The organism is Streptomyces humi (assembly GCF_001005085.2).
Taxonomy (GTDB): Bacteria; Actinomycetota; Actinomycetes; order Streptomycetales; family Streptomycetaceae; genus Streptomyces; species Streptomyces humi.
In genome coordinates, this window is record NZ_LBMU02000068.1 from 43643 (window position 1) to 54706 (window position 11064).

Genomic DNA, 11064 nt, shown 5'->3' on the forward strand with positions numbered 1-11064 from the left:
GACTGCCGCACCATACCGTCGAGTCGAGACGATCACCGGTTTGCGCCACCACGCCGTCGAGTCGAGACGATCACCGGTCTGCGCCACCACGCCGTCGAGTCGAGACGATCACCGCCCGTCGGCCGCAGCCCGCCCCGGCTGCTCGGCCGGCGGCTGCTCCGCCACCGGCAGTTCCGCCCCGTCCCGCAGGAACAGCGGAATGCGGTCCAGCGGTGCGTCCACCGTCACCGCCCGGCCGCCCTCGTACGACTCGCCGGTCCACGCGTCCGTCCAGCGGGCGCCCGCCGGCAGGTACGTCGTCCGGGCCGTCGCCCCGGCCGTCAGCACCGGCGCCACGAGGAGGTCACGGCCGAACAGGTAGGCGTCGTCGACCGTCCAGGCGGTCTGGTCCTGCGGGAACTCCAGGAACAGCGGCCGCAGCACCGGCAGGCCTTCCTCGTGCGCCTCCCGCATGACCTTCAGCACGTACGGCTTGAGCCGCTCGCGCAGCCGCAGGTACTTCTCCAGGATCGCGCCGGCCTCCTCGCCGTACGACCACACCTCGTTCGGGCCGCCGGTCATGTCGGGGCCGAGGGGCATGCCCGGGTCGCGGAAGCCGTGCAGCCGCATCAGCGGGGACAGCGCGCCGAACTGGAACCAGCGGACCATCACCTCGCGGTACGCCGGGTCGTCCGGGTCGCCGCCGTGGAAGCCGCCGATGTCCGTGTTCCACCAGGGGATGCCGGACAGCGCGGTGTTGAGTCCGGCCGCGATCTGGCGGCGCAGGGTCGCGAAGTCGGTACCGATGTCACCGGACCAGACGGCCGCCCCGTAACGCTGACTGCCCGCCCACGCCGAACGGTTGAGGGTGACGATCTCGTCGTCGCCCAGACCGGACGCCCGCAGGCCCTCGTGGAAGGTCCGGGCGTTCTCGGCGGGGTAGCTGTTGCCGACCTCCAGTCCCGGACCGGTCCAGTAGCGCAGGTTCTCCTGGAAGCCGGGCTTCAGCTCGGGCTCGCAGGCGTCCAGCCAGAAGGCCGTGATGCCGTACGGGTCGAGGTAGTTCTCCTTGATCCTCGACCACACGAAGGCGCGGGCCTCCGGGTTGGTGGCGTCGTAGAAGGCCACCTGGACGGTCGACGCCACCTCCTTGTCCGGCCAGTCGGCGTGCGCCATCGGGCCGTACTGGGTGCCGATGAAGTAGCCGCGCTGCTCCATGACGCCGTGGTTCTCGGACAGCGGGGACACCGACGGCCAGACGCTCACCACCAGCTTGACGCCCAGCTCGTCCAGTTCACGGACCATCGCGGCCGGGTCGGGCCACTCCGCGGGGTCGAACTTCCACTCCCCGAGATGGGTCCAGTGGAAGAAGTCGCAGACGATCGCCGAGAGGGGCAGGCCGCGGCGCTTGTACTCCCGGGCCACGGCGAGGAGTTCGTCCTGGGTGCGGTAACGCAGCTTGCACTGCCAGAAGCCCGCCGCCCACTCCGGCAGCATCGGCGAACGGCCGCTCACCGCGCTGTAGTTGCGCTGTCCGTCGGCCGGATCGCCCACCGTGATCCAGTAGTCGAGCTGGCGCGCCGAGTCCGCCACCCAGCGGGTCCCGTTGCCCGCCAGCTCGACCCGGCCGATCGCCGGGTTGTTCCACAGCAGGGTGTAGCCGCGGCTGGAGACCAGGACCGGGACGGAGACCTCGGCGTTGCGTTGGACCAGGTCCAGCACCAGGCCCTTCTGGTCCAGCCGCCCGTGCTGGTGCTGGCCGAGGCCGAACAGCTTCTCCCCCTCGTAGGCGGCGAACCGCTGCTCCAGCCGGTGGTAGCCGTTGCCGACGGCGGTGTAGAGGCGGGAGCCGGGCCACCAGAAGTGGGCGCGCTCCTCGGCCAGGACCTCCGAGAGGTCGTCGGAGCGCAGGAAACGGACCAGACCCTCGGCGGACACCTCCACGGTCAGGTTCCCGACCGTCAACCGCCCCTCCCCGTCGGTGACCTTGACGGTCGACTGGGCAGGCGGGCGCTCGTCGAGCAGGGCGCCCGGCAGGCCGTCGAGGACCGGACCGCCGAGCCGGGCCCGCACCCGGACGGCGTCCGGCCCCCACGGTTCGATCCGCAGGGTCTCCTGACGCCCGCTCCACTCCAGACCGCCGTCCCGTTCCCGGAACGTGCCGACGGTGGGGGAGGACTGCGCGAGGCTGACCTTGGGCTGGTGGTCCGTGGACTGGATTTCGGCAGGCTGATTCACGGCAGGTGCTCCTGGAGGAGTGCAGACAGGGGGGTGCCCCGGCACGGCGGGGCACTGCGAACGAGGCGCTGCGTCCGGGATCAGGACCCGGCCGGGGCCGGTCCCGTGCTCGCCCGTACCGTCAACTCGGGTGCGATCAGCACGACTTCGTCACTGCCCCGGCCGTCGAGCTTGGCGACCAGGTGTTCCACCGCGTGCCGGCCCATCTCCTGGGCGGGGATGGCGACCGAGGTCAGCCGCACCGAGGCCTGGACGGCGACCTGCTCCGGGCAGATCGCGACCACCGACACGTCCTCGGGCACGGCCCGGCCCTGCTGGCGCAGCAGCGCCAGCAGGGGTTCCACCGCGGACTCGTTCTGCACGACGAACCCCGTGGTGTCCGGGCGTTCGTCGAAGATCCGGGCCAGTGTGGCGGCCATCGCGTCGTAGCCGCCGTCGCACGGCCGGTGCAGGACCCGCAGGCCCAGCTCCCGGGCCCGGGACCGGAGTCCGTCCAGGGTGCGCTCGGCGAAACCCGTGTGCCGTTCGTAGACCGCCGGGGCCTCGCCGATGACAGCGATGTCACGGTGGCCGAGCTTCGCGAGGTGCTCCACACAGAGCGCCCCGGTCGCCCCGAAGTCGAGATCGACGCAGGTCAGCCCGGAGGTGGAGGCGGGCAGGCCGATGAGTACGGAGGGCTGGTCGGTCCCCCTGAGCAGCGGCAGCCGTTCGTCCTCCAGCTCCACGTCCATCAGGATCATGGCGTCGGCGAGCCCGCTGCCGGTGACCCTGCGGACCGCGTCCGGGCCCTCCTCGCCCGTGAGCAGCAGGACGTCGTAGCCGTGGATGCGGGCGGTGGTGGCCACCGCGATCGCGATCTCCATCATCACCGGCACGTACATGTCCGTACGCAGCGGGACCATCAGCGCGATGATGTTCGACCGGCTGCTGGCCAGAGCGCGGGCACCGGCGTTCGGGTGGTAGCCCAGTTCCCGGATGCTCTGCTCGACCCGCTGCCGGGTGGTGGTGGAGATGGACCGCTTGCCGCTGAGGACATAGCTCACCGTGCTCGCCGAGACTCCGGCGTGCTGGGCGACCTCGGCGAGGGTGACCATCCAGCTCTCCAAGTGTTGTGAAGCGCTTCGACAGTGCGCATTGCTGACAAGGGCGAGTGAGGGTGGTTCGACAGTAGCCCCAGTGGAGGTGGGTGTCCATAGGTTGTCGAAGCGCTTCGACAGCGAATTGACGGCACGCTCTCGCCGAACCGTCCCCCGTGAGGGCCCCACGACGCAACACCGTGGACCCGGACGGCCGGTCCGGGTGACCCGATCGGACCGGGAGGACTGGTGAGGGCAGCCCGTTTGGGGTACCAACGATCCAGTAGCACTGGTCGGTAACGAACGGTCCTCAACGTCCCCTTTCGTGGCGAGGTGAGCCTCACATGTCCGCCCCCACCACCAAGAAACCCACCGTCACCGAGCGGGAGGCCCGCCAGGTGGCGGAGGCCGCCCGGGAACAGGACTGGCGCAAGCCCAGCTTCGCCAAGGAACTGTTTCTCGGGCGCTTCCGGCTCGACCTCATCCACCCCCATCCGCTCCCGGCGGACGAGGACGTGCGCCGCGGCGAGGAGTTCCTCTCCCGGCTGCGCGAGTTCTGCGAGACGAAGATCGACTCGGCGCTCATCGAGCGCGAGGCGCGCATCCCCGACGAGGTGATCGCCGGCCTCAAGGAGATCGGCGCCCTCGGCATGAAGATCGACCCCAGGTACGGCGGCCTCGGCCTCACCCAGGTCTACTACAACAGGGCCCTCGCGCTGGTCGGCTCCGCGAACCCGGCGGTCGGCGCGCTGCTCTCCGCCCACCAGTCGATCGGCGTGCCGCAGCCGCTGAAGATCTTCGGCACCCAGGAGCAGAAGGACGCGTTCCTGCCGCGCTGCGCCCGCACCGACATCTCGGCGTTCCTGCTCACCGAGCCGGACGTCGGCTCGGACCCGGCCCGCCTCGCCACCACGGCCGTACGGGACGGCGACGACTACGTGCTCGACGGGGTGAAGCTCTGGACCACCAACGGTGTGGTCGCCGACCTGCTCGTGGTCATGGCCCGGGTACCGAAGTCCGACGACGGCAAGGGCGGCATCACGGCCTTCGTGGTGGAGGCCGACTCCGAGGGCGTCACCGTCGAGAACCGCAACGCCTTCATGGGCCTGCGCGGCCTCGAGAACGGCGTCACCCGCTTCCACCAGGTCCGGGTCCCGGCGGCCAACCGCATCGGCCCCGAGGGCGCCGGCCTCAAGATCGCGCTCACCACCCTCAACACCGGACGGCTGTCCCTCCCCGCGATGTGCGTGGGCGCCGGCAAGTGGTGCCTGAAGATCGCCCGGGAGTGGGCGGGGGTCCGCGAGCAGTGGGGCAAGCCGGTGGCGCTGCACGAGGCGGTCGGCTCCAAGATCAGCTTCATCGCGGCGACCACCTTCGCGCTGGAGGCGGTCGTCGACCTGTCCTCCCAGATGGCCGACGAGAACCGCAACGACATCCGCATCGAGGCCGCCCTCGCCAAGCTCTACGGCTCCGAGATGGGCTGTCTGATGGCGGACGAGCTGGTCCAGATCCGCGGCGGCCGCGGCTTCGAGACCGCGGAGTCGCTGGCAGCCCGCGGCGAACGGGCGGTCCCCGCCGAGCAGATGCTGCGCGACCTGCGCATCAACCGCATCTTCGAGGGCTCCACCGAGATCATGCACCTGCTGATCGCCCGGGAGGCGGTGGACGCCCACCTGTCGGTCGCGGGCGACCTCATCGACCCCGACAAGTCCCTCCAGGACAAGGCGAGGGCGGGAGCCAACGCGGGCGTCTTCTACGCCAAGTGGCTGCCGAAACTGGTCGCGGGGCCGGGGCAGCTGCCCACCTCGTACGGCGACTTCAAACACGGGATCGACCTCTCGCCGCACCTGCGGTACGTGGAGCGGCACGCCCGCAAGCTCGCCCGGTCCACCTTCTACGCGATGTCCCGCTGGCAGGGCCGGATGGAGACCAAGCAGGGCTTCCTGGGCCGGATCGTGGACATCGGCGCCGAGCTGTTCGCGATGAGCGCGGCCTGCGTCCGTGCCGAACTGCTGCGCCGCGAGGGCGACCACGGGCGCGAGGCCTACCAGCTCGCCGACGCGTTCTGCCGGCAGGCCCGCGTCCGCGTCGAGGAACTGTTCACCCGCCTGTGGTCGAACACCGACGACCTGGACCGCAAGGTCGTCAAGGGCGTGCTCGGCGGCTCCTACGAATGGCTGGAGCAGGGGATCGTCGACCCGTCGGGCGAGGGCCCGTGGATCGCCGACGCGACCCCCGGGCCGTCCGCGCGGGACAACGTCCGCCGCCCGCTGAAGTAGCGGTTCAGCAGTACTTGTCGCTCGGATCCCGCGTCGTCCAGGAGCAGGAGTCGACCTTGGCGCCACTCGCCCGGGTCAGCGTCGCCGTGTCGCTCGTGTTGTTCCACACGTAGGCGCGGCGGTTCTGGAACTTGTCCGACGCGGTGTCCGTGCCCCGGCCGGTGTGCACCTTCATCGTCTTGTGGGCGCCGATCCTGACGTCCTTGAACACGTACCGGTGGTTGGAGGCGTCCTTGAGGATCCAGCCCTTGAGCGAGACGGCCGAGCCCCCGGTGTTCTTGATCTGCACCCACTCGGCGTTGAGGCTGGCGTTGGAGCGGTTGTCGGTGCCCGGGCTGTCGAACCAGACGTGATAGACCGTGACGCCACCGGCCGCCTGGGCCGGGGTGCTGAGCACGGTGCCGGTGAGCAACGCGGCGCCCGCGAGCGCGGGCAGGGCAGCGCGTATGTGCGGAGTACGCATGAAGAGATCCCCCCTGGATCCAGATCCACATCCGAACAGACAGCAGTGTTATCACATGATCTTCACCTGAATCTCACAAAGGGAATTACGCGTCATACGGCGCCAAGAACTGATAAGGCACCCGCGCGAGGGACGCGCTGTCCACCGGGCCGCCCGTTGCGGTGACAATGGGGGGATGACCGACAGTCCCGCCAGTCCGGCCCCCCTCGCCGACCCGCATCTCGTGTACGACCCGCTCGCGGGCGACGGCCCCAAGGACGTGGTGATCCTCGGCTCCACCGGATCCATCGGCACCCAGGCCATCGACCTCGTACTGCGCAACCCCGACCGCTTCCGGGTCACCGCGCTGTCCGCGAACGGCGGCCGGGTCGCCCTCCTCGCCGAGCAGGCGCACCGGCTGCGCGTGCGGACCGTCGCGGTCGCCCGCGAGGACGTCGTACCGGCCCTGCGCGAGGCGCTGACCGACCGGTACGGCGCCGGAGAGCCGCTGCCCGAGATCCTCGCCGGACCCGACGCGGCCACCCAGGTCGCCGCCGCCGACTCCGCGGAGTGCCACACCGTCCTCAACGGCATCACCGGCTCCATCGGCCTCGCGCCGACCCTCGCGGCCCTGGAGGCGGGCCACACCCTCGCGCTCGCCAACAAGGAGTCCCTGATCGTCGGCGGCCCGCTGGTCAAGGCGCTGGCCAAGCCCGGCCAGATCATCCCCGTCGACTCCGAGCACGCGGCGCTCTTCCAGTCGCTCGCGGCCGGGACCCGGGCCGACGTCCGCAAACTGGTCGTCACGGCGTCCGGCGGTCCCTTCCGGGGCCGTACCAGGGCCGAACTGGCGAACGTCACCGTCGAGGACGCGCTGGCCCACCCCACCTGGGCGATGGGCCCGGTCATCACGATCAACTCCGCGACCCTGGTGAACAAGGGGCTGGAAGTGATCGAGGCGCATCTCCTCTACGACATTCCCTTCGACCGCATTGAGGTGGTCGTGCATCCGCAGTCGTATGTCCACTCGATGGTCGAGTTCACGGACGGATCCACGATCGCGCAGGCGACGCCCCCCGACATGCGGGGGCCGATCGCCATCGGTCTCGGCTGGCCCGAACGGGTGCCCGACGCGGCGCCCGCCTTCGACTGGAGCAAGGCCTCCACCTGGGAGTTCTTCCCCCTGGACAACGAGGCCTTCCCGTCCGTGAACCTCGCCCGGCACGTCGGAGAGCTCGCGGGCACCGCCCCGGCGGTGTTCAATGCGGCCAACGAGGAATGCGTCGAGGCCTTCCGGACCGGTCTGCTGCCCTTCAACGGCATCATGGAGACCGTCACCCGGGTGGTCGAGGAACACGGCACCCCTCGTACGGGAACTTCGCTCACCGTGCCGGACGTCCTCGAAGCGGAGACCTGGGCACGGGCCCGGGCCCGGGAACTGACAGCACTGAAGGCGACCGCGGAGGCGCGTGCATGACAGCCCTGATGATGATCCTCGGCATAGTCGTCTTCGTGGTGGGCCTGCTGGTCTCGATCGCCTGGCACGAACTGGGGCATCTCTCCACCGCCAAGCTCTTCGGCATCCGGGTCCCGCAGTACATGGTCGGCTTCGGCCCGACCATCTGGTCGCGGCACAAGGGCGACACCGAGTACGGGATCAAGGCCATCCCGCTCGGCGGCTACATCCGCATGATCGGCATGTTCCCGCCCGGCGCCGACGGCCGCATCACCGCCCGCTCCACCTCGCCCTGGCGCAGCATGATCGAGGACGCCCGGTCGGCCGCCTTCGAGGAGCTCCAGCCAGGCGACGAGACCCGCCTCTTCTACACGCGCGCCCCCTGGAAACGCGTGATCGTGATGTTCGCGGGCCCGTTCATGAACCTGGTCCTGGCGGTGGCGCTGTTCCTCACCGTCCTGATGGGCTTCGGCATCAGCCAGCAGACCACCACGGTCAGCTCGGTCTCCCAGTGCGTGATCGCCCAGAGCGAGAACCGCGACACCTGCAAGAACTCCGACGCGGCCGCCCCGGCCGCCGCCGCGGGCCTCAAGGCGGGCGACAAGATCCTCTCCTTCGACGGTGTCGAGACCACCAGCTGGAACCAGCTCTCCGACCTGATCCGGTCCGCCCCCGGCAAGGAGGTCGCGATCGTCGTCGACCGCAAGGGCCAGGACCTCACCCTGCACGCGAAGATCGCCACCAACCAGGTCGCCAAGAAGGACTCCAGCGGCCAGATCGTCCAGGGCCAGTACGTCACCGCCGGCTTCCTCGGCTTCAGCGCCGCGACCGGCATCGTCCGCCAGGACTTCGGCGAGTCGGTGACGTGGATGGGCGACCGCCTCGGCGAGGCCGTCGACTCCATCGCGAGCCTGCCCGGCAAGATCCCGGCCCTGTGGGACGCGGCCTTCGACGGCGCGCCCCGCCAGCCGGACTCCCCGATGGGCGTGGTCGGCGCGGCGCGCGTCGGCGGCGAGATCTTCACCCTGGACATCCCGCCCACCGAGCAGCTGGCCATGGCCCTGATGCTGGTGGCCGGCTTCAACCTCTCCCTGTTCCTCTTCAACATGCTCCCGCTGCTGCCGCTGGACGGCGGCCACATCGCGGGCGCCCTGTGGGAATCCCTGCGCCGGAACCTGGCCAAGGTCCTCCGCCGCCCGGACCCGGGCCCCTTCGACGTGGCGAAGCTGATGCCGGTCGCCTACGTGGTGGCCAGCATCTTCATCTGCTTCACCTTGCTGGTCCTAGTCGCCGACGTAGTTAACCCGGTCAAGATCAGCTGAAAAGCGTTCATTTCTTGGTATGGGTTCGATTCGGGCCCTTCGCTCGTGTAGTCCACACGGGTGAAGGGCCCGAATCGCACCCACGATGTAAGTGCGAACTTCGTACGTTCTTGTTGTTCATGGAGTGACCCCAGCGGTGCGCCAACACCCTGGGGTCCGGCCAGTCTCGAAGGGGCGGTACGGGATTCCGGTTCAGGCCGAAGCCATTCGTATGTTCGTGGAGCAGCAATCGACGTGGCGGCTTGCGGGTGGCTGGGAAGACCTCGGTGAATCGGGGTCGACGGACTCGCGACCTGGGCTCGACGAACTGCTCGTGGAAATCCGCGAAGGCCGGGTGGGTGTCGTTCTCGTTCACCGTCTTGACCGTCTGGGACGAACGGAGTCCGCTGTCTGGCGCTGCATCTGGCAGATCGAAGACGCCGGTGCTCGGGTCGAGTGCTGTGTCGAGTCCTTGGACGAGTCCTTGAGCGAGGCCGGCCATGAAAGATGGCTCACCATCGACCGGCTGGCGCAGGCAGTCGAGGCGGACTACCGCCGAATCGTCGCCCGTACCCAGGCGGGGCGGCAGCTCAAGGCGCTTGACGGGGGCTGGCCAGGCGGCCCGGCCCCCTACGGCTACAGAATCGCAGGCAAAGGCGCTTTCGGGTCGGCTCTCGAAGTCGATCCGGCAGAAGCAGCAGTGGTGCGGCTCTTGGCCGATCTTGTGATCGAGGGCGGCCGCACTCTGGCGGACGTCGCCGAGGAACTGAACGCACGCGGGATTCCGACCCGAAGCGGCAAGCTCTGGACGGCGGTGAACCTTCACCGACGGTTGCAGGGGGCAGCGTTTGTCGGAGAGGCGGTCTTCCGACGCCCTGATCAACAGTGGGGCGGCCATTGCACCCGGCTCGGCGACGACGGGCGACCCCTGCACGGTGAGAGCGTGGTGATCCCGTTGCCGGCGATTTTGCAGGCAGAGAGGATTCACGCCTTTCAGCGGGCGCTGGCCGAGCTGAACCGGCCACGTAGAAATCCCTTGGGGGAGTACCCGCTCACGGGTCGAATCGGACCCCACGGACAGTCAGTGGGCCCGCATCGAAACGTTGCTCCGTGCCGAGTACGGTGCGCATCACTTCCGGTCACCGCTGGATCTGCGAACTGCCCTCACAGGAATGCTCCACCGACTGCGTACCGGAGTCCTCTGGCGCGAGCTCCCGGCGCGGTTCGGCGACGCCGAGAAAGTCCGTTGGCGCCGGCGCACCTGGCTGGCGGACGGTGTGTGGTCGAAGATCGTGAGGTTGCTTGACCGGAACGGCACAGGCACACCCGTGGTCAGTTGGGAAGCCGTCCCGGAGGTAGCTGTCCGCACGGCCCTCGATGCCGAGGCTGCCCTCGGCGGCCAAAACGTGCGCGACGTGGTTAACCCCGTCAAAATCTCCTAGCCACGCGTTGTTCGAGGCGGCCCGGAACACTGTGTTCCGGGCCGCTTCCATCGAGTGGGTTTACGGGTGGGGGATGTGCTCGTGGCTGTGCCGGTGCCGTAATCTCGAAGCCTGGAACCCGCTCACGACGGGACCTGGACCTAGATCCACGACTTGGGGTTGCACAGCAGATGACTGCGATTTCTCTCGGCATGCCGTCCGTTCCGACCAAGCTCGCCGAGCGCCGGAAGAGCCGGCAGATCCAGGTCGGCTCCGTGGCGGTCGGCGGCGACGCCCCGGTCTCGGTCCAGTCGATGACCACGACCCGCACCTCGGACATCGGTGCCACCCTCCAGCAGATCGCCGAGCTGACGGCGTCCGGCTGCCAGATCGTCCGGGTCGCCTGTCCCACGCAGGACGACGCGGACGCCCTCGCGACCATCGCGCGGAAGTCGCAGATCCCGGTCATCGCGGACATCCACTTCCAGCCGAAGTACGTGTTCGCGGCGATCGAGGCCGGCTGTGCCGCGGTCCGCGTGAACCCGGGCAACATCAAGCAGTTCGACGACAAGGTCAAGGAGATCGCGAAGGCGGCCAAGGACCACGGCACGCCGATTCGCATCGGCGTCAACGCCGGCTCCCTGGACCGCCGGCTGCTCCAGAAGTACGGCAGGGCGACCCCCGAGGCGCTGGTCGAGTCGGCGCTGTGGGAGGCGTCCCTCTTCGAGGAGCACGACTTCCGGGACATCAAGATCTCCGTGAAGCACAACGACCCGGTCGTGATGATCGAGGCGTACCGGCAGCTCGCCGCCCAGTGCGACTACCCGCTGCACCTCGGCGTGACCGAGGCGGGCCCGGCCTTCCAGGGCACG

8 protein-coding genes and 1 pseudogene are annotated in these 11064 nt (G+C 69.4%); 6 read left to right on the forward strand and 3 right to left on the reverse strand.

Annotation, left to right across the window (positions count from 1 at the left end):
* Positions 1 to 108 precede the first annotated feature (108 nt).
* A complete protein-coding gene (locus AAW13_RS27495; protein ID WP_071659707.1) occupies positions 109 to 2217 on the reverse strand; it encodes a glycoside hydrolase family 31 protein in 2109 nt (702 codons plus the stop codon).
* A gap of 80 nt (positions 2218 to 2297) precedes the next feature.
* Positions 2298 to 3311 (reverse strand): LacI family DNA-binding transcriptional regulator, encoded by a 1014-nt coding sequence (locus tag AAW13_RS27500; protein WP_071659708.1) that lies wholly within the window; start codon positions 3309 to 3311, stop codon positions 2298 to 2300.
* A gap of 326 nt (positions 3312 to 3637) precedes the next feature.
* Between AAW13_RS27500 and AAW13_RS27505 the strand changes: the two genes are divergently transcribed.
* Complete coding sequence (locus AAW13_RS27505) at positions 3638 to 5572, forward strand: acyl-CoA dehydrogenase family protein (RefSeq protein WP_046732275.1); 1935 nt, start codon at positions 3638 to 3640, stop codon at positions 5570 to 5572.
* Positions 5573 to 5576: 4 nt separating this feature from the next.
* Here AAW13_RS27505 and AAW13_RS27510 read toward each other — a convergent pair whose 3' ends face one another.
* On the reverse strand, positions 5577 to 6035 hold the full coding sequence (locus tag AAW13_RS27510; protein WP_046732274.1) for a lamin tail domain-containing protein: 459 nt from the start codon (positions 6033 to 6035) through the stop codon (positions 5577 to 5579).
* 175 nt (positions 6036 to 6210) lie between these two features.
* Between AAW13_RS27510 and dxr the strand changes: the two genes are divergently transcribed.
* From dxr to AAW13_RS27535, 5 genes and pseudogenes are all read left to right on the forward strand, one after another.
* Positions 6211 to 7491, forward strand: coding sequence for a 1-deoxy-D-xylulose-5-phosphate reductoisomerase (dxr, locus tag AAW13_RS27515; protein ID WP_046732273.1), 1281 nt, complete (start codon positions 6211 to 6213; stop codon positions 7489 to 7491).
* 8 nt (positions 7492 to 7499) lie between these two features.
* Positions 7500 to 8792, forward strand: a complete 1293-nt coding sequence (locus tag AAW13_RS27520; protein WP_206306285.1) for a M50 family metallopeptidase — start codon at positions 7500 to 7502, stop codon at positions 8790 to 8792.
* A 136-nt stretch (positions 8793 to 8928) separates the two neighbouring features.
* Positions 8929 to 9639 (forward strand): annotated as a pseudogene (locus tag AAW13_RS47835) (recombinase family protein); the annotation flags it as partial.
* A gap of 163 nt (positions 9640 to 9802) precedes the next feature.
* The gene (locus AAW13_RS47840) at positions 9803 to 10213 is read left to right on the forward strand and encodes a transposase (protein ID WP_079178989.1); all 411 of its coding nucleotides are present in this window, start codon (positions 9803 to 9805) and stop codon (positions 10211 to 10213) included.
* 170 nt (positions 10214 to 10383) lie between these two features.
* The coding region (locus AAW13_RS27535; protein ID WP_167391738.1) for a flavodoxin-dependent (E)-4-hydroxy-3-methylbut-2-enyl-diphosphate synthase at positions 10384 to 11064 on the forward strand (681 nt) is incomplete at its 3' end.

Bases quoted from the DNA above. Each gene is read 5' to 3' on its own strand.
- AAW13_RS27505 (WP_046732275.1), top strand. From the start codon at position 3,638: ATGTCCGCCCCCACCACCAAGAAACCCACCGTCACCGAGCGGGAGGCC.
- AAW13_RS27500 (WP_071659708.1), bottom strand. From the start codon at position 3,311: ATGGTCACCCTCGCCGAGGTCGCCCAGCACGCCGGAGTCTCGGCGAGC.
- dxr (WP_046732273.1), top strand. From the start codon at position 6,211: ATGACCGACAGTCCCGCCAGTCCGGCCCCCCTCGCCGACCCGCATCTC.
- AAW13_RS27510 (WP_046732274.1), bottom strand. From the start codon at position 6,035: ATGCGTACTCCGCACATACGCGCTGCCCTGCCCGCGCTCGCGGGCGCC.
- AAW13_RS27520 (WP_206306285.1), top strand. From the start codon at position 7,500: ATGATGATCCTCGGCATAGTCGTCTTCGTGGTGGGCCTGCTGGTCTCG.